The sequence below is a fragment of the Halalkalibaculum sp. DA3122 genome (assembly GCF_043951865.1).
In the GTDB taxonomy this organism is placed as follows: Bacteria; Bacteroidota; Rhodothermia; order Balneolales; family Balneolaceae; genus JAMQKA01.
Genome location: NZ_JBINJF010000011.1, coordinates 89,096 through 106,920, shown reverse-complemented (window position 1 = coordinate 106,920; position 17,825 = coordinate 89,096). Strand labels below are relative to the sequence as shown.

Below are 17,825 nucleotides of genomic sequence, written 5' to 3'. Positions count from 1 at the left end.
TATATCATAAAAGAGATCTGATAATGAAATATATTAATTCACTTCCCCCTGTCCCGGCTTTAGTTCTTATCGTACTACTCGCAGGACTGGTACAACCTGTCCATGCACAGGATTCCGGGCAGGAGAAGATTTTCCTGATAACGTTAGATGGACTTCGCTGGCAGGAGCTGTTTACCGGGGCCGACCCCAAATTGATAACTCATCCGCAATACGTTTCAGACACCACGTCACTGAAAAAGAAATACTGGCGGGCCACGCCGGAAGCGCGGCGCCGTGTACTAATGCCTTTTGTATGGAACAACGTGGTGGAAATGGGTCAGATTCACGGCAATCGTCGGTACGGCAGCAAGGTTAACCTGACCAACTCCATGCTGTTCTCCTATCCCGGCTACAACGAAATCTTGACAGGGCAGGCTGACGACCAGCGGATTAACAGCAATAATAAAATTCCCAACCCGAATGTGACCATTTTGGAAGAGCTGAACCAGTCGGCTGAATACCGCGGCAGTGTAGCCGCATTCGGTAGCTGGGACGTATTCCCCTATATCATCAATGAACAGCGAAGCGGGGTGCCGGTCAATGCCGGTTTTGAGAAAGCCGCGGACGAAAACCTTACTGAGATCGAGCGGTTTTTAAACCGCATGCAGCCCCACACGCCCAGTCCATGGGGATCGGTGCGGCTCGACATGTTTACCCATAACTACGCGCTTGAATATATCAAGCGGAATCAGCCCGATATTGTGTATATCGCTTATGGAGAAACCGATGACTTTGCCCACGACGGTGACTACGATGCCTATCTTAATTCGGCTCACAGCACGGATGCATTTCTTCGGGAGCTGTGGGAGTATACCCAGTCGAATCCCTATTACAAAAACAGGACCACGTTCATACTGACCACTGACCACGGGCGCGGCACCACCCCGGTCGATACCTGGCGAAGTCACGGTTCTGACATTGAAGGAGCCGACCAGGTATGGCTGATACTTTACGGTGCCGGAATAGAGCAGACGGGTGAAATGAAGACAGAGGAGCAGCTCTACACCCCGGTTGTCGTGGATAAGATCCGGTCGATCCTGGAATAGCTCCTAATGCTCACGATAATGTATGAAAAAATAATGCAACCTGATGGCAGGCAGTATCTTACATCATACATTACCGCCTTTTGGGTTGACAGGGTGTAAAGCGCTGCGAGATTTGCCCTTCAGCTGCGTAATGGGAACATCACCGGCTCAACGTACGACGACGGTACGTCTGCACGGCCATGTTCCCTTTGCCTTGCTGAAGAATAAATTCTTGGTGAGATCAAGGCTAGCCAGGATTTAAAGCCAGAGACCGGTCATTCTATATTACCGGGCCCGCTTCCATGAGCTCCCTGCTGGCCGAGTCCCGGTATTGCCCAAAATTATTCTTGAACAGTTGGCCCAGTTTTCGAGCCTGTTTATCATAAGCAGCCGGATCATCCCAGGTGTCTCGCGGCTGAAGAATTGCTGCGGGCACATTTGGGCACTGGGTGGGAATCTCAAAACCAAACACCTCGTCACTGGTAGTCGGAACCCGTTCCAGCTCGCCCCCATGGATAGCATCAACAATAGCACGTGTATGTTTAAGGTCAATGCGGTGGCCCTCTCCATGCGGTCCGCCGGTCAGCCCGGTATTGACCAGCCAGGCGCTTGAGTTGTGGGTTCGCATCTTATCTGCCAGCATTTCTGCATACTTGCTCGGTGGCCACGCCAGGAAGGCTGCTCCAAAACAGGCAGAGAAGGTAGCTTCCGGCTCGGTTACGCCCATTTCCGTGCCGGCGACCTTTGCAGTATACCCGCTGATGAAGTGATACATCGCCTGTTCTGCGGTCAGCTTGCTTACGGGAGGAAGCACGCCGAACGCATCATAGGCCAGGAATATAATATTCTCGGGGTGACCACCGGTGCAGGGGATTTTGGCATTTTGTATATATTCGATCGGATACGAGGCCCGCGTGTTTTGCGTGATGCTGGTGTCGTCAAAATCCACCTCGCGCGTTTCAGGGTCATATCCCACGTTCTCAAGCACGGTCCCAAACCTGATGGCATCGTATATCTCAGGCTCCTTCTCCTTCGAGAGGTTGACCGTCTTGGCGTAGCATCCCCCCTCTATGTTGAACACTCCCTCCTCGCTCCAGCAGTGCTCATCATCACCAATGAGCCTGCGGCTGCTGTCAGCTGAAAGCGTGGTTTTACCGGTTCCGGAAAGACCAAAAAAGAGCGCCACGTCCCCGGAGGCCCCTTCATTGGCGGAACAGTGCATGGAGAGCACGTTTTTCCTGGGCATCAGGTAGTGCATAACCGTAAAAATTCCCTTCTTCATCTCCCCGGCATACTCGGTGCCCAGGATTATCATCTCCCCTGTTTTGAAGTTGACGTCCACGCTGGCATCCGAGGTCATCCCCTCGGTGAACCGGTTGGCGGGAAATTTACCGGCGTTATACACCACAAAATCGGGCTCCCCGAAATGGGCAAGTTCTTTTTCAGTGGGACGAATAAGCATATTGTTCATAAACAACCCGTGATAGGCGCGCCCGGCAATAATCCGGACTTTGAGCCGGTAGTCGGGAGCCCATCCCGCGAACCCGTCCACCACATAGAGCCGTTCCCGGGTATTAAGGTAGTCGGTCGCCCGCTGGCGGTTAATATTAAACGTATGCTCGTCAAGAGGAATATTTACATCTCCCCACCAGATCTCGTCTTCAAACTCATCTACGGCCACCACCCGCTTGTCGGCCGGGCTCCGCCCCGTGCGCTTTCCCGAACGGACCACCAGCGCCCCTTCATCGGTGATAGCCGATCCACTGTCGTGCCGAATCGCCTCCTCGTAAAACCGGGCTGGTACTGCATTCCTGATTATATTTGGTACGGCAATATCGTGCTTTGATAAATCCAGGTGCTGTTTGGTCATAATACCCTGTATTGATTTTAGTCGTGAATTCATTATGATGACCACACGGTATCATATTTGGTATATAGGAATTAATCATGAATATCATGTTAACACCTCCACCGGGCATCGTTTGAGATATCAATATCCACTATTCTCCGATAACGCTGTTGACGGTGAAGTGTTGAATTAGTATAAAGGAAAGATAATACACGAACTAAATACTTTTTATCTATGATACAGCGAAGATCAGTTGCCATAATCGGAACCGGAAATGTTGGCACCGCGGCGGCCTATGCCATGTTTAACCAGCGGACCGTCAGTGAAATTATACTGGTGGACCTGGACCGCGAACGGGCGCAGGGTGAAGCGATGGATCTGATGCACGGTCAGCTGTTGGTCGGAAATGTAACGGTCCGGGCAGGCAGTTATGAAGATCTGGCCGAAGCCCAGGTCGTGGTTGTAACGGCGGGAGTAGGCCAGTCATCGGCCTCGGAGTCGCGGCTTGAGCTGCTCAACAGGAATACTGAGGTATTCCGCAATATTATCGGGAAGCTGGACCAATACGCACCGGACGCCATCCTGATTATTGCCACCAATCCCGTGGATATCCTAACCTACGTCTCCCAGAAACTTAGCAGCCGACCTTCACAGCGTATTTTCGGGACCGGAACCCTGCTGGATACCGCCCGTTTTCGTGCACTCATTGGCGACTATTACGATGTGGATCCCCAATCTGTGCACGCCTACATCCTGGGCGAACACGGCGATTCAGAAGTCCCGATATGGAGCCAAGCCAACATCGGAGGCAAACCGATCCGCAACTCCGTGGTGATGAACAGGCATTTTAAACGGGAGGTGATGGAATCGATCTTTGACGACGCAAAAAATGCGGCCTACAATATTATCGAAAAGAAAGGCTACACCAACTCCGCCATCGGTGTGGTGATTGCACGTATCGTAAAGGCGATCCTGGAAGATGAGAAAAGCGTTATTCCGATCAGTGTGTACTGGGATGGAGAATACGGTATCGAAGATGTGTGCATGAGCCTGCAGTGTGTAGTGGGTAATGAAGGAGTAGTCAACCGTATCCTCCCCGAACTGGACAAGAAAGAGATCGAAGGACTTCGCAACTCGGGCCGTGTTTTAAAGGAAAACCTCCAGAGCATTGATATTTGACTTGACCTGGCTAACTTGATTACTGCAAAAGTGATTAGCCTGTATTTCTCACCAAGAAATTGATTTGAATGCAAGGCGATGGTGGAAATCGGGATCGAAACGTATCGTTATACATTGAGTGAGCGATTTCCACCATCAACGCAGCATACGAGACAATTTCGCAGCTGGCTACACACTGTAATAGTATTTTTGGTATTGAAATAAATGTAACTCACTACATATCAAAGTTTTTAAAAATTATAAAATTTTCCTCGTGAGAAATGCAGGTTTAAAGCCGCAAAGCTTGCTGAGTAAAAACAGAAAAGGCCCCCAATTAAGAGGGCCTTTTCCAATAGTTATTGGGGACCTTTGCAGAGCCTGCTATGTTGTTGGAGGTGGTTGTACCACCGACCTTATTGATCTTTAAACGGGAGTACAACGCCCTTCAAACGAAGAATTGAGGGGGTACAAAGCCCTCAACTGGTGATTGAGACCCTGCATCAGAACCCGAGATCGGCTTGATTATACCGTCTCATCCTCCTCTTCATTCACCACGCGCGTGACAGCAGCAATCTGCCCCTCTTCATCGAGGCGCATAATCCGGACGCCCTGCGTATTGCGGCCCATTGTACGGATACCGCCGCAGTTCATGCGGATTACTTTGCCCTGTTCGGTGATAATCATCAGATCATCTTTGTCTGATACCTCTTTCAGAGAGATCAGGTTGCCGGTTTTCTTGGTAACTTTCAACGTAATAACGCCTTTTCCACCCCGGCTCTGCTCGCGGTAATCTTCTACCAGCGAACGCTTGCCATATCCGTTTTCAGAGATTGCCAGTACGGTCGCTTCATGCGTATTCTTAACGACGACCATATCGACCACTTCATTGTTTTTGCCGAGATCCATCCCTTTAACGCCGGTGGTGTTTCGGCCCATATCTCGGACCTCTTCTTCGTGGAAGCGGATCGCTCTTCCCTTCTTGCTGGCAAGAATAATATTGCTCTGCCCGTCGGTAAGCGCAGCTTCGAGAAGTCCATCCCCCTCTTGTATATTAATTCCAATGATACCATCGCGGCGCGGCCGACTATAGGCTTCAAGCCTTGTTTTCTTAACCTTGCCCTGCTTGGTGGCCATGATGATATAGTTGTTGTTAATATATTCCTCATCCTCCAGCGTTTTGACCGGGACAAACGTCTTGATGGAGTCATCCTTGTCAATATCGATCAGGTTAACAATTGCGCGACCGCGCGACAGGCGCGATCCCTCCGGTATCTCGTACACCTTTAGCCAGTAGCACTGTCCTTTTTCGGTAAAGAACAGGATGTAGTTGTGGTTGGTTGCCACGAACAGGTGCTCCACATATTCATCATCGCGGGTAGAAGTGCCTTTCATTCCCTTGCCGCCCCGTTTCTGGCGCCGATACCCGCTTACGGGCATGCGCTTGATAAATCCTTTGTTGGAGATCGTAACCACTACATCCTCATCGGCGATCATATCCTCCACGCTGAAGTCATCCGCCGAGTGAATGATCTGTGTGCGACGCGAATCGCCATACCGATCTCTGAGTTCAGTGATTTCTTCCCGGATAATCGCTTTCTGGCGATCCCGATTAGACAGGATATCACGGTAATCGGCAATTTTTTCGGTAATTTCGCCGTATTCAAGATCGATTTTATCCCGCTCAAGTCCCGTCAGTTTCTGCAGCCTCATATCCAGAATTGCCTTTGCCTGGATGTCGGTCAGGGCAAACTTGCGGCGCAACTCGCGGTTCGCCTCATCAGGACTGTTTGAGCCACGGATCGTTTTAATAACCTCATCGAGGTTGTCGAGCGCAATTTTGAGTCCTTCAAGAATATGAGCACGGGCCTCCGCCTGATCCAGATCATAGATCGTGCGCCGAATAATTACATCGATGCGGTGCTCTACATAATGATGTATCAGATCCTTTAGGTTCAGCAGCTCCGGGCGCCCTTTCACCAGTGCAATATTAATGACGCCAAACGTCTGCTGCATCTGGGTATACTTATACAGCTGATTCAGGACGATGCCCGCGTTGGCATTGCGCTTCAGCACAATAACAATTCGCATTCCCTCGCGATCCGATTCATCACGAACCTCGGAGATCTCCTCGATCTTGTCGTTCTGAACCAGTTTGGCAATTTTCTGGATCAGCGTGGTTTTATTAACCTGATATGGAATTTCGGTCACCACAATCTGCTCGCGGTTGCCCCTTAGCTCCTCGGTACTGGCCCGGGCCCGCATGGTGATTTTCCCTCTTCCTGTCTCGTAGGCCTCTTTCACCCCGTCATACCCGTAGATTATTCCGCCGGTCGGAAAATCAGGCGCCTTTATGTGCTCCATCAGTTCGCTGATCTCAATATCCGGGTCATCGAGGTAGGCCAGTATCCCATCGATCACTTCTTCAATATTATGGGGCGCCATATTGGTTGACATCCCCACCGCAATACCGGACGCGCCATTGATCAACAGGTTCGGCAGCATGCTCGGCAGGACCGTCGGCTCCTGGAGCGTGTCATCAAAGTTCGGCTGGGTGTCTACCGTATCTTTGTTGAGGTCAGTGAGCATCTCTTCGGCAATGCGCTGCATGCGCACCTCGGTATACCGCATGGCCGCAGCGCTGTCACCGTCAATCGAGCCAAAGTTTCCCTGCCCGTCAACAAGCGGGTAGCGCAGGGAGAAATCCTGCACCATTCGTACAATGGTATCATACACCGCCGAATCGCCGTGCGGGTGGTATTTACCGAGCACCTCACCGACAATACGAGCACTTTTCTTATAATTTCGGTTATGAAGCATGCCCAGCTCACTCATGCCGTACAATACGCGGCGGTGAACCGGTTTTAGGCCATCCCGTGCATCTGGAAGCGCACGCGATACAATTACGGACATCGAGTAATCGATGTACGATGACCTCATCTCTTCTTCAATTGAAATAGGTACAATCTTCTCTCGGGCCATTTAGTAGATGTTTTTCAGTTTCTGGTTTGAAAATTATTTCCTTAAATACAGCAAAAACCTCCAAGGATTCAGAAACCTTGGAGGTTTCAAAATTCATACTCTACACATCAAGCGTGGCGTACTTGGCGTGGCTTTCAATAAATTCGCGCCGGGGTTGCACATCATCCCCCATCAAGCGGGAGAACAGCTTGTCGGCAGCCGCAGCGTTTTCGACCGTCACCTGCTGCAGCGTTCGGGTTTCGGGGTCCATTGTTGTTTCCCAGAGCTGCTCGGGATTCATCTCCCCAAGTCCCTTGTAGCGAGAAACGTCGAATTTATAACGCGACTTTTTATGCTCTTTGACCAGTCTGGTGCGTGTTTCTTCATCCCATGCATATTCAATATTCCCGCGACTGTCGGTAATGCGGTACAGTGGAGGCGTGGCGATATAGACGTGACCACCCTCAATAAGCGGTTTCATATAACGATAAAAGAAGGTAAGCAACAGCGTGCGAATGTGAGATCCATCCACATCGGCATCGGTCATGACAATAATTTTATGATAGCGCAGATTTTCGAGCTCAAAATCCTCTTCCGAGTGTCCCACGCCGGCACCCAGTGCCGTAATCATCGCCTGGATTTCGTTGTTCTCCAGGATACGGTTGATCTTCGCTTTTTCCACATTCAGAATTTTACCGCGCAACGGCAGTATCGCCTGGAAACTCCGGTTGCGCCCCATCTTGGCGGACCCGCCGGCCGAGTCGCCCTCCACCAGGTAAATTTCGCAGTGCTCCGGGTCGTTGATGGAACAGTCGGCCAGTTTGCCGGGCAGTCCACCACCGCTCATGGCGCTTTTGCGCTGGATAAGCTGCCGGGCTTTCCGTGCTGCTTCACGGGCTTCGGCCGCCAGGATCACCTTCTCCAAAATCTTTTTGGCGGTCTTTGGATTTCGCTCCAAATACTCATTCAGCTGATCGTACACCACAATTTCAACGGCGCTCTGTACCTCCGAGTTGCCGAGCTTTGTTTTTGTCTGGCCTTCAAATTGCGGTTCAGGCACCTTCACACTCAGTACCGCCGTCATTCCTTCGCGGAAATCTTCGCCGGAAACACTGAATTTCCCTTTCAGCAGGTTGTTATCCTCGGCATAACGCTTTAACGAACGGGTAAGCGCACGACGAAAGCCGGAAATATGCGTACCGCCCTCGCGCGTGTTAATATTATTAACGTAGGAGTGGACATTCTCGGCATATGAATCGTTGTAATGGATCGCCAGCTCCACCGGGACCATATCAACCTCGCCCTGGATGTAGATCGGTTCTGCCATTAATGACTCCCGCTCTTCATCGAGGTAGCTGACAAAATCCTTTACCCCGCCTTCGTAGTGGAACGTATCCTCGATAATATCTTCAGGGTCGCGATCATCGCGCAGATATACGGTAATCTCCGGGTTCAGGAACGCCAACTCCCGCATCCGGTCCGCAATAATATCGTACTTGAATTCCAGGCTCTGGGTGAAAATTTCGGGATCCGGCATAAAGGTAATGATGGTACCGGTTTTATCTGTTTTTCCCGTCTCCTTCAGCGGTTCAAGTACGCCCCCTTTGGCAAACTTCATTTCATAGACTTTTCCATCGCGGTGCACCTCGGCGTGAAAGCCTGAAGAAAGGGCATTCACGCAGCTGACCCCCACCCCGTGAAGTCCACCGGAAACCTTGTATACATTCTTGTCAAATTTACCGCCGGCGTGCAGCTTGGTCAGTACCACCTCAACGGCAGGTATGCCCAGCTTGGGATGCTCATCCACCGGGATGCCGCGGCCATTATCCGAAATGGTGATCGATCCATCCTCATTGATAATAACACTGATTTCATCGCAGTAGCCGGCCAGTGCCTCGTCAATAGAGTTGTCAACCACCTCATTGATAAGGTGGTGAAGCCCGCGCTGACCAACATCTCCTATATACATTGCAGGTCGCTTCCGAACAGCCTCAAGACCCTCTAAAACCGTAATATTTTCCGCCTTGTAATCCGATACTTGTTTTTCAGCCATATATAAGGGGTTGAATAGTGGTTAAAATAATCGTTTTGACGCCTGAAAATAGTGTTTATAAAGGCCAATTCAAAGTAAGCGACAGTCGCTACCGCCGCACATAAAGATGTGCGCTCTAATCCGTTTTAAAGACCGTCCGCATGACAGGTTTTGAACGGTCTGGTGCCGTTTTGAAGAGCCAAATATCAAAAAATTATTCCTTCAAAAGAAACGTTGATCTTTTTATCCAATACGCATATTTTACCGGTCTCTTTCAAAACAGATATAAACCACGTTTTTGAAGTATTATGGCACGTAAAGATGACATTACGGGTAAAGGGCCGCAGAACGGATACCGGTCCTCTAAATCCAACAACAAGACCAAGCACCGGTTCCATCAGAACTTGCAGAAAAAGAAGTTTTATGTACCCGAGGAAGACAAGTGGGTGACGTTGAAAGTTTCTGCAAAAACACTCCGGACGATCAACAAAAAGGGAATTAGTGCGGTACTGAAGGAAGCACGAAAAAAAGGTACCCTCATAAAAGACATCTAATTTTGTTTTTGGTTAATTCGTATTCCAAGCAACTGCAGGCCCGAATAACGATTAACTGACAACCAATAACCAATCAACACTATGGCTAAAGGAAATAGAGTCCAGGTTATTTTGGAATGCACCGAAAAGCCGGGTTCTTCGCGGTATGTAACCACGAAAAACAAGCGCAACAATCCGGACCGGCTGGAGCTGCGCAAATACAACCCGGTACTACGCAAACACACTATCCATAAAGAAATTAAATAGAGATTGAGTCATGGCTAAAAAGCAAGTTTTTGGTGAAGAAGCACAGAAGCTGAAAGGCGCTCATCGCAAAATGGCGAAAGTCATTATCTCTACCAAGTCGACCCGCGGAAAGTACGCTTTCAAAGAGGCGATGGTGGATGAAGATGAGGTGCGCAATTTCATCAGCCAAAATAAAGAGCGTTAAGTTTTAATTCAGCAGCGTTTTCCGGGGTTGCATCTGTTTTGATGATGCAACCTTTTTTTTGCTTCCATATTTGCCCTTGTTGCAGTTACGCATCCCTGAGGAAAAAGAGCCTCTTTAGGGATGAAGTTTCTTACTGCTGTTTGGGTTTCAGGTTGAATGTTACAACTTAGTGTACATTTGCAGCCTTAAACCTTCAACTTTATAACCTGTAACTAACAATTCAGTACCATGTCTATCCAGGATCAGATTTTGTCAGACCTAAAAGAGGCGATGAAAAACAAGGAAAAAGATCGCCTGAAGGTACTGCGATCCATCAAATCCAAGCTGCTGGAGCGGGAAATCAGCGAGCGCAAAGGGGGCGAAGCCTCCCTCTCCGACGAGCAGGTGACCGAAGTGCTTATGAAAGCCGCCAAACAGCGCAAGGAATCGATCGAGCAGTTCAGGGAGGGCGGCCGCGATGACCTGGTGGCCAGCGAGCAGAAGGAGCTGGATATTATAGAATCGTACCTTCCGGAGATGCTTTCTGAAGAGGAAATCCGCGATATCGCCCGTCAAAAAATTGAAGAGCTCGGAGCCGAAAATATGGCGGACATGGGCAAGGTAATGGGCGTGATGATGAGCGAACTGAAAGGGCAAGCCGAGGGCAGCCTTGTCAGCAAGGTGGTGAAAGAAGAGCTCTCTTAACCCGCCAGGCATGAATCTGCTAGATCTGATTATACTACTTCCTCTCCTCTATTTTGCCTATCGTGGATTTGTCAACGGCCTTATAAAAGAAGTGCTCAGCATCGCGGGCATTGTGCTGGCCGTGTTCCTTACCTTTGAATACATGGATACGCTAAACAAGCTGATCGGCCCGTTTTTTGGCGGTGATGAATCTTATATTCCCTTTATCTCCGGTGCCATCCTGTTTATCGGGACCATCGTAGTGGTACAGGTGATCGCCCACCTCTCCAGGAAGATGCTGGAGGCAGTGAATCTAAATTTCATAAACCGCATATCGGGCATGGCGTTCGGTGTGCTGAAAAGCGGAATTGTCATTAGCGCCATCCTTTTAATACTGGCGGGCTTTAACCAGCCTTCAGAAGAGGTCCGGAACGAGTCTGTAACCTACTCAAATATCGTATACCTGGCACCGCTGGCCTATGACCTGGTGGCCTCGGCGTGGCCCGGGGCGGAAAATTTTTCCGACACCATCCACAAAACCCTGGATGAGTACAATCCGATACAAAATTTCCCTACACTGGATCAGTAACAAACGCAATGAGCAATTTCAGGTACAAATACCAACCCCCAAACTACTGGTTCACGCCCTGAAATCCCGGCTTTGTCCCGTTTTAATGGTGCTGGCAAGCAAGCGGTTCTCAGGATTTCAATAAACACAACACGTTCAAGTTTAAGAAAATAGTTATTTAGATGCCTTTTTTACCTGTAGATGAGCAACTGGAAGTGATACGGCGCGGAACGGTTGAGATCGTTCCCGAGGAAGAACTGGTGGAAAAACTGGAAAAATCCAAAAAGAACAATCAGCCCCTGAAAATCAAGCTGGGCTGCGACCCCACCCGGCCCGACCTGCACCTGGGTCATTCGGTGATCCTGCGGAAGCTGCGCCAGTTCCAGGACCTGGGGCACGAGGCAATCCTTATTATCGGCGACTTTACGGCCATGATTGGCGACCCCACCGGTCAAAACGAGACCCGGCCGGCCCTCTCCGAAGTGGAGATCAAAGAAAATGCCGAAACCTATCTCGAGCAGGCTACACAGATCCTGGACGAGGACAAAACCACCATCGTTTACAATTCTGACTGGCTCGGAACCATGCATTTTCAGGATGTAATAAAGCTGGCGTCCAAGCTGACGGTGGCCCGAATGATTGAGCGGGATGACTTTTCCAGGCGTTTTGAAGCCAATGAACCGATTTCGCTGCACGAATTCCTCTACCCGCTGGCCCAGGGACAGGACTCCGTGCACCTGCGCTCCGATGTGGAGCTGGGCGGGACCGATCAGAAGTTTAACTTGCTGGTGGGTCGCGAACTCCAGAAAGATGACGGGCAGGAGCCGCAAATCTGCCTGATGATGCCCCTGCTGGTGGGAACAGACGGGACCAAAAAGATGTCGAAATCCTATGACAACTACATCGGCATCACCGAAGAGGCCAACGACATGTACGGCAAGGTGCTTTCCATTCCCGATGACCTGATCTATCCGTGGTTTGAACTGATTACCGACATTCCGGTCGATGACCTGCCGAAATATAAAAAGAAAGCCGAGGAGGATCCCCGCAATGCCAAACACGATCTGGCTTTCACCCTCACCGCGATGTACCACGGGGGCTCCGCGGCAAAAGAGGCGCGCAACTATTTTGAGCAAACGGTGATCAACAAGGAGATCTCCGACGAAGCGCCCACATATGAGTATGAGGCGGGATCAGAGGTGCGGCTGCTCGATATCATTGCCGACACGGGATTCACCGAAAGTAACGGTCAAACCAAACGGCTGATTAAGCAGGGGGGGGTATCGATCGATGATGAAAAGATCACCGACAAAGGCTATCGTGTCAGCTTTGAAGAAAACACCGAACTGGTTCTAAAGGTCGGAAAGCGCAATTTTTGTTACCTGAAAAGCAAGTAAGAAATCACGGGTACTATTAAACGACATCTCAATTCCTGATTACCAGTTTATTTTTTCTTTCCCGGTCGGGCGATTGCATTCCTATCAGATTCTGATATATTGATTTACACTAAATCGCCAGTAAGACCGCAACAGAATGGGTACGCACTATAAAGGGACCGAAGAAGAAAAAGAAACGTTAAATGCATTTATCAAGCTGATGCGTGCCACCGAGTCGATCAACTCGCGCCTCAATCGCCACCTGGCGGATGCCGATATTACGGTAAGCCAGTTTGGGGTGCTGGAGGCCCTTCTCCACCTGGGTCCACTGAATCAAAAATCACTGGGGGAAAAACTCCTCAAAAGCGGCGGAAATATCACCATGGTCATTGACAACCTGGAGCGGTGCGGTTATGTGGAACGACATCGCGATCCCGAAGATCGCCGCTCGGTATTAATTCACCTTACCGACGAAGGAGAACAGTTTATCCAGTCTTTTTTTCCAAAGCACCTGGAGGTGATCAAAAATGAATTTTCTGTGCTTTCAAGGCGGGAAAAAAAGCAACTGGCGGATATTTGTAAAAAATTGGGCCTCCAGGAAAAAAACACACAATAATCTATGGCCCGTGTAGTTAATGTATCCTATATGATGGATATTTGTGTTTATTTCCCTAGTAAACATTTCCATTAATCCCTAAAAGGGGGCGAGCTGATTCCTCGCTCCCTTTTTCTTTTCATGCTCGACCTGCCCAGAAGATTTGGGTGCGGAGCTATGATTTATTCCTGTTTTACAGGATAAAGGAAGCATTCCAGTTCAAATACACAATCTGCCGCTGAACGCCTCCCCATATTCCCTGTCCTATGAGACCCGTTATCCCGGTAGAGAGAAACGGTTCGACCGGGTGCAGCCCACTATTCATACTCCTTCATGCCTGGAATGCGGATTTTAAAATGGGGTGCTACTCGTACCGTATGGCATCAGCCGGTTCTACCCGGGAGGCGCGCCGGGCCGGATACCAGCTGGCCGCCAGGCACAGCAGCAGCGTACCTGACAGTATGATCCCCACATCAACCATGTCGATACTTGCGGGATAGGCATCAATGATAAAGGCTGAGGATAGCTTGATCAGTCCATATTCTTTCTGCAGCCAGCTCAGAAGCAACCCGAGTGATCCCCCAATGCCGCAACCAATAAGGCCGATATAGATCCCCTGTTTTATAAAAATGCTCTTAATCCTGTCGGGCGAGAGTCCCATGGTTGACAGAATTCCGATATCCCGGTTTTTCTGAATTACAATCATCGTCAGTGATCCCACGATATTCAACACGGCCACCAATACGATAATCATCAAAATCAGGTAGGAACCCCATTTTTCCAACAGCATCACATCATAAAGCGGTTTTTGAAGATCATACCAGGTCGATATCTGGTACCCGGGGCCCAGCCTGGATTCGATCTCCTCTTTGACGGAGCTCGCAAGGTCGCTGTCGGTCAGCCGCAGATCTATGCCCGTAATCCTGCTACGGTAGTCGAACAGCCGCTGGGCCGCTTCAAGATCGATGTACACAACCGGCTGGCTTACGACCTGCTGCATAAAGTATGCCCCCCTGATCTCAAACCGGTAGATTCGCGGAAATGAAAACTGGGTGAGCGACTTCCGCATTCCCTCCGCACTGAGCAACGCCGCCTCATCTCCCACATCCAGTCCCAGTTGACTGAGCTGCTGTTCGCTCATCAACATTCCCGGCTTTTTATCGCGTACGGAAAAATCAAATGTTCCGCTCGTGATCATACTGTCTGCCTGGTTGAGCCGGAAAAAGTCCGCTTTGCGGATCCCCCGAATATCCACGACCTGGTCCTGGTTGCCTTCATGGGCCAGCAGCGCCTTATCTGATATATAGGGAGCCGCTGCCATAACCTCGGGTATCGATTCCAGTTCCTGCAACAGCTCCGGATCATGAACCAGCTCCGTCGATGTCTCCGATTGAATACGAATATCGGGATCATAGGAGAGTAGCAGTCCCTTTATCACATCAAAAAAACCGTTGAAAACCGAGAGCACGACAATCAGCAGGGCCGTTCCTATGGTGATACCGGTAATACTGATCATCGTAAGGGTCGATATCAGCGAAATGTGTTTTTTTGAAAAAAGATATCTGCGCGCTATGTAGCCGGTGGTTTCCATGACAGCTAAGATAGGAATTATGCGGCACGGTTCCATTCACGATTTGCAGGCCCTGCCGCACGAATATTTTACTTCTCACTAAACAGTTTATTCACAAATAAACATCTCAAATAAACAAGTTATAATATTTTAACTTTTTTAAATTTATAATTGTCCTAATTTAACTGATAGTAGATATTATAGATACATAAATGATTTTCTTTACAATACAGAGAGAACAATATTCACAAGAACTAAGATTACTGTAGTCCCGGAAGAAGAAAAACTACTTATATAGTTCTTCTTCAACTCTATTCAGCGGGTTCCTGCCTGGGATCTGCTGAAATTGAACAATTTTTAACTTTTGCAGCCATCTCGCAAGGGTACTGCATATTAATTCGGATACTTTGCCTGTGGGTAACACACAATCAAAATCGATTGCACCAATGGTAAATAACAACTTAAATAAACTCTCCAACAAGGTATCCAATCTTCATCGATTCATTGAAGAATATGGAGATAAACTGGATAGCCTGACTGATCAGGAAATTCAACTGCTGATATTGGTATCCAATGGGTACAAAAGCGACGAAATAGCGCAAAAATTAGGTTATAGCACAGCAGAGGTTGAAACGCTTGAACAAGAGATCGAGACCAAACTATCTATCGACTCCAAAAAGGATTATGAAGAATACGCCGTCGTTATCAACCTGATCCGCATCTGGTTTGATTCCCTTTCCATTGTTCTTGAAAAAGACTCCGACAATACCCTCTCCTTCATAAAGGACACGCGCAATAAATCCTGAAGTTACCGCCGATGGATTTAAAGATTCTCACGGCGTTTATCCGCGATTGAACCTGGTCTCCCACGAGTACTTCACCGGACTATTATACCAGGAATAAATTAAGATGAACATAATAATACATTTTTGAACTAATTTATTTACAACTGGCTGCCGCCTCCCCTTTCATCTCGTGTCGTCTGTCACTCACTCGTTTAAAATTGAATGTACAGGCCTTTTACCCTATCTTCTCAACTTCAATTTGAATCCTTAACATACCTAATACAGAATGCGAGTCATCATTTTCGGGCCTCCAGGCGCCGGCAAGGGAACACAAGCTGCCAAAATAGCCGAGGAGTACCATATTCCCCATCTTTCTACCGGAGAAATATTTAGAACTGCCATCAAAAACGAGACGGAACTGGGCAAAAAAGTAAAAGCCATCCTTGATGCCGGTGATCTGGTCCCGGATGACACAGTGGTCGACCTGGTAGAAGAGGAGCTCAAAAAAGATGATTACAGGGACGGCTACATCCTGGACGGGTTTCCCCGTACTGTTCCCCAGGCAGAGGCTTTTGACGCAATATTGGAAAAGAATAACCAGTCGCTGGATGCTTTTTTAGTGCTGGAAGTGCCGGAGGAAGAGCTGATCAAACGAATTTTAAGCCGTGGTGAGGGTCGCTCTGACGATACTGAAGAAGGCGTCAAAAACCGTCTTGAAGTTTATCACAACGAAACCGCACCGGTTCTGCAATACTACCAGAAGCAGGGCAAAGCAGAAAAAATCGACGGGGTTGGATCCATTGAAGAGATTTTCGGGAGAATCAGAGATACGCTGGAAAGCTAGCCTGGATCTCTCAAAAAATTTGTTCTTCAGCAAGGCAAAGGGAAAATGGCCGCGCAGACGTAGCTTTGTACGTTGAACCGGTTATTTCCCTTTTAACGCAGCTGAGACAAATCTCCTTTTTATTACCTGTCAAATAAAAAGGTCGTCACAATATGATGTAAGATGCTGCCTGCCATCAGGGTACCTGATTTGTGCATACATTATCGTGAGAAATACCGGCTACTGTACTCACCACTTAAAAAGTACAGTAAAGTAAGTAGCATAAAATGGGCAAGAATTCCCCCTTTGAAGGAGGTTTGGGGAATGTAGTACGCCCAAATAACTGTTTGGCTACTTAACGAATTTAGTGGTCATAACACTAGTACCCCCCCCGTGTATTGGCTGGTTTAAGGAATACAGCACAATTCTTTTTAAGGCTCCTCAAAAAAGTTTTGGTGCCCATTTTCCATATCCCCACCCAGATCCCGGCAGCAGCAACTGTTAAACCACCTGCAGAATAACGGGTGCAATATCCCGGATACTGCCAACATCCCTGAATGCTCCGGCGGCCGGCCCTTCTGCAAACAGCGGCACCTCGTTAAACGTATGCGTTTTGGTTGAAAGGTCCTCAATATTGCCATGATCACTGCTTAGCAACAGGGTATCTTCATCGTTCCTGTTCCGAATCAGGTATTCCAGGAACGCACTAAACCGGCTAATCACCTTGCCGGCCTCCGCTTCACTCTGGGTATGTCCCGCCTTGTCGGTCAGGTAATATTCGTAAAGTACAATATCATGGCTGCGGGCCTGGTTAAGCATCCGTTCAGCCGCCTCCCCGGGATCTATTTCCGGTATCTCTATCGCCAGCTGTTCCCGCCAGGCCTGTTGTGTTATTTCTGCTGTAATTGCCTTGCCCTTTTTCAGGTCCTCCACGGTATGCAGCGGTATCCCCGCACTTTTGGTCATCAGGGTAGTACAGCTCCATCGATTGTTCTGCTCAGAACGTCGAAAAAAAATGTCGGGATACGCATTCATAAAGACACAACTTTTTCCTCTCTCCGTGGCCTTTTTAAAGATACTGTAGTCCCTGAGCAACGGCTTTGTCTTGGAATGGGGGAATGGTCCGAAGTGACGGCCTACAACCCGCGCTGCATTCCGGCCGGTAAACAGGGTGGCCTGACCAGTTCCACTTTGGGGGAGCCCCTCCACCCCAAGCGTAGCATCAATGCCTTTAAAAAGGTGCCCGTCAGACAAAATAGAATGCGCATCCCTGGTAAACGGCTGTCCACCAGACATCGCCTCAAACCCGGTATACCTATTTTTTGAAAAAGGATTTTTCGGGGCGGTTTCTCCCAGTCCAACTCCGTCAATAAATAAGAAAAGTACTGCCATGGTATACT

The 17,825-nt window shown here is 48.9% G+C and carries 17 protein-coding genes; 11 read left to right on the top strand and 6 right to left on the bottom strand.

Annotation, left to right across the window (positions count from 1 at the left end; genetic code table 11):
• The first annotated feature begins 23 nt into the window (after positions 1 to 23).
• Positions 24 to 1,085 (top strand): sulfatase-like hydrolase/transferase, encoded by a 1,062-nt coding sequence (locus ACG2F4_RS09625; RefSeq protein ID WP_395260195.1) that lies wholly within the window; start codon positions 24 to 26, stop codon positions 1,083 to 1,085.
• Between the two features lie 259 nt (positions 1,086 to 1,344).
• Here ACG2F4_RS09625 and pckA read toward each other — a convergent pair whose 3' ends face one another.
• The gene (pckA, locus tag ACG2F4_RS09620; RefSeq protein ID WP_395260194.1) at positions 1,345 to 2,934 is read right to left on the bottom strand and encodes a phosphoenolpyruvate carboxykinase (ATP); all 1,590 of its coding nucleotides are present in this window, start codon (positions 2,932 to 2,934) and stop codon (positions 1,345 to 1,347) included.
• A 213-nt stretch (positions 2,935 to 3,147) separates the two neighbouring features.
• Between pckA and ACG2F4_RS09615 the strand changes: the two genes are divergently transcribed.
• Complete coding sequence (locus tag ACG2F4_RS09615; RefSeq protein WP_395260192.1) at positions 3,148 to 4,092, top strand: L-lactate dehydrogenase; 945 nt, start codon at positions 3,148 to 3,150, stop codon at positions 4,090 to 4,092.
• Between the two features lie 501 nt (positions 4,093 to 4,593).
• Here ACG2F4_RS09615 and gyrA read toward each other — a convergent pair.
• The gene (gene gyrA, locus ACG2F4_RS09610) at positions 4,594 to 7,050 is read right to left on the bottom strand and encodes a DNA gyrase subunit A (protein WP_395260190.1); all 2,457 of its coding nucleotides are present in this window, start codon (positions 7,048 to 7,050) and stop codon (positions 4,594 to 4,596) included.
• Between the two features lie 100 nt (positions 7,051 to 7,150).
• The gene (gene gyrB, locus ACG2F4_RS09605) at positions 7,151 to 9,082 is read right to left on the bottom strand and encodes a DNA topoisomerase (ATP-hydrolyzing) subunit B (RefSeq protein ID WP_395260189.1); all 1,932 of its coding nucleotides are present in this window, start codon (positions 9,080 to 9,082) and stop codon (positions 7,151 to 7,153) included.
• A 287-nt stretch (positions 9,083 to 9,369) separates the two neighbouring features.
• Between gyrB and rpmB the strand changes: the two genes are divergently transcribed.
• From rpmB to ACG2F4_RS09570, 7 genes are all read left to right on the top strand, one after another.
• Entirely contained in the window at positions 9,370 to 9,615 is a 246-nt protein-coding gene (gene rpmB / locus ACG2F4_RS09600) for a 50S ribosomal protein L28 (RefSeq protein WP_395260187.1), read from the top strand.
• 81 nt (positions 9,616 to 9,696) lie between these two features.
• Positions 9,697 to 9,861, top strand: a complete 165-nt coding sequence (gene rpmG / locus ACG2F4_RS09595; protein WP_310684097.1) for a 50S ribosomal protein L33 — start codon at positions 9,697 to 9,699, stop codon at positions 9,859 to 9,861.
• Between the two features lie 10 nt (positions 9,862 to 9,871).
• The gene (locus ACG2F4_RS09590; RefSeq protein ID WP_395260185.1) at positions 9,872 to 10,045 is read left to right on the top strand and encodes a DUF4295 family protein; all 174 of its coding nucleotides are present in this window, start codon (positions 9,872 to 9,874) and stop codon (positions 10,043 to 10,045) included.
• Positions 10,046 to 10,273: 228 nt separating this feature from the next.
• A complete protein-coding gene (locus ACG2F4_RS09585) occupies positions 10,274 to 10,729 on the top strand; it encodes a GatB/YqeY domain-containing protein (protein WP_395260183.1) in 456 nt (151 codons plus the stop codon).
• 10 nt (positions 10,730 to 10,739) lie between these two features.
• A complete protein-coding gene (locus ACG2F4_RS09580) occupies positions 10,740 to 11,297 on the top strand; it encodes a CvpA family protein (RefSeq protein WP_395260182.1) in 558 nt (185 codons plus the stop codon).
• A gap of 161 nt (positions 11,298 to 11,458) precedes the next feature.
• Positions 11,459 to 12,673, top strand: coding sequence for a tyrosine--tRNA ligase (gene tyrS / locus ACG2F4_RS09575; RefSeq protein WP_395260180.1), 1,215 nt, complete (start codon positions 11,459 to 11,461; stop codon positions 12,671 to 12,673).
• Positions 12,674 to 12,809: 136 nt separating this feature from the next.
• Complete coding sequence (locus ACG2F4_RS09570) at positions 12,810 to 13,268, top strand: MarR family winged helix-turn-helix transcriptional regulator (protein WP_395260178.1); 459 nt, start codon at positions 12,810 to 12,812, stop codon at positions 13,266 to 13,268.
• Between the two features lie 172 nt (positions 13,269 to 13,440).
• On the opposite strand, the gene ACG2F4_RS09565 is transcribed toward ACG2F4_RS09570, so the two are convergent.
• Together ACG2F4_RS09565 and ACG2F4_RS09560 are read right to left on the bottom strand one after the other, a co-directional pair.
• Positions 13,441 to 13,572, bottom strand: coding sequence for a hypothetical protein (locus tag ACG2F4_RS09565; RefSeq protein ID WP_395260177.1), 132 nt, complete (start codon positions 13,570 to 13,572; stop codon positions 13,441 to 13,443).
• A gap of 39 nt (positions 13,573 to 13,611) precedes the next feature.
• The gene (locus ACG2F4_RS09560; protein WP_395260175.1) at positions 13,612 to 14,838 is read right to left on the bottom strand and encodes an FtsX-like permease family protein; all 1,227 of its coding nucleotides are present in this window, start codon (positions 14,836 to 14,838) and stop codon (positions 13,612 to 13,614) included.
• Positions 14,839 to 15,263: 425 nt separating this feature from the next.
• Here ACG2F4_RS09560 and ACG2F4_RS09555 point away from each other — a divergent pair, with 425 nt between their 5' ends.
• Together ACG2F4_RS09555 and ACG2F4_RS09550 are read left to right on the top strand one after the other, a co-directional pair.
• Positions 15,264 to 15,623 (top strand): helix-turn-helix transcriptional regulator, encoded by a 360-nt coding sequence (locus tag ACG2F4_RS09555; protein ID WP_395260173.1) that lies wholly within the window; start codon positions 15,264 to 15,266, stop codon positions 15,621 to 15,623.
• Between the two features lie 265 nt (positions 15,624 to 15,888).
• A complete protein-coding gene (locus ACG2F4_RS09550; protein ID WP_395260171.1) occupies positions 15,889 to 16,446 on the top strand; it encodes an adenylate kinase in 558 nt (185 codons plus the stop codon).
• A gap of 480 nt (positions 16,447 to 16,926) precedes the next feature.
• Here ACG2F4_RS09550 and ACG2F4_RS09545 read toward each other — a convergent pair whose 3' ends face one another.
• Positions 16,927 to 17,817 carry a hypothetical protein gene (locus ACG2F4_RS09545; protein ID WP_395260169.1) on the bottom strand — a complete coding sequence of 297 codons (891 nt, stop codon included), beginning with the start codon at positions 17,815 to 17,817 and terminating at the stop codon, positions 16,927 to 16,929.
• Positions 17,818 to 17,825 lie beyond the last annotated feature (8 nt).

Coding starts and splice junctions, on each gene's coding strand:
- ACG2F4_RS09625 (WP_395260195.1), top strand. CDS start 24: ATGAAATATATTAATTCACTTCCCCCTGTCCCGGCTTTAGTTCTTATC.
- pckA (WP_395260194.1), bottom strand. CDS start 2,934: ATGACCAAACAGCACCTGGATTTATCAAAGCACGATATTGCCGTACCA.
- ACG2F4_RS09615 (WP_395260192.1), top strand. CDS start 3,148: ATGATACAGCGAAGATCAGTTGCCATAATCGGAACCGGAAATGTTGGC.
- gyrA (WP_395260190.1), bottom strand. CDS start 7,050: ATGGCCCGAGAGAAGATTGTACCTATTTCAATTGAAGAAGAGATGAGG.
- gyrB (WP_395260189.1), bottom strand. CDS start 9,082: ATGGCTGAAAAACAAGTATCGGATTACAAGGCGGAAAATATTACGGTT.
- rpmB (WP_395260187.1), top strand. CDS start 9,370: ATGGCACGTAAAGATGACATTACGGGTAAAGGGCCGCAGAACGGATAC.
- rpmG (WP_310684097.1), top strand. CDS start 9,697: ATGGCTAAAGGAAATAGAGTCCAGGTTATTTTGGAATGCACCGAAAAG.
- ACG2F4_RS09590 (WP_395260185.1), top strand. CDS start 9,872: ATGGCTAAAAAGCAAGTTTTTGGTGAAGAAGCACAGAAGCTGAAAGGC.
- ACG2F4_RS09585 (WP_395260183.1), top strand. CDS start 10,274: ATGTCTATCCAGGATCAGATTTTGTCAGACCTAAAAGAGGCGATGAAA.
- ACG2F4_RS09580 (WP_395260182.1), top strand. CDS start 10,740: ATGAATCTGCTAGATCTGATTATACTACTTCCTCTCCTCTATTTTGCC.
- tyrS (WP_395260180.1), top strand. CDS start 11,459: ATGCCTTTTTTACCTGTAGATGAGCAACTGGAAGTGATACGGCGCGGA.
- ACG2F4_RS09570 (WP_395260178.1), top strand. CDS start 12,810: ATGGGTACGCACTATAAAGGGACCGAAGAAGAAAAAGAAACGTTAAAT.
- ACG2F4_RS09565 (WP_395260177.1), bottom strand. CDS start 13,572: ATGAATAGTGGGCTGCACCCGGTCGAACCGTTTCTCTCTACCGGGATA.
- ACG2F4_RS09560 (WP_395260175.1), bottom strand. CDS start 14,838: ATGGAAACCACCGGCTACATAGCGCGCAGATATCTTTTTTCAAAAAAA.
- ACG2F4_RS09555 (WP_395260173.1), top strand. CDS start 15,264: ATGGTAAATAACAACTTAAATAAACTCTCCAACAAGGTATCCAATCTT.
- ACG2F4_RS09550 (WP_395260171.1), top strand. CDS start 15,889: ATGCGAGTCATCATTTTCGGGCCTCCAGGCGCCGGCAAGGGAACACAA.
- ACG2F4_RS09545 (WP_395260169.1), bottom strand. CDS start 17,817: ATGGCAGTACTTTTCTTATTTATTGACGGAGTTGGACTGGGAGAAACC.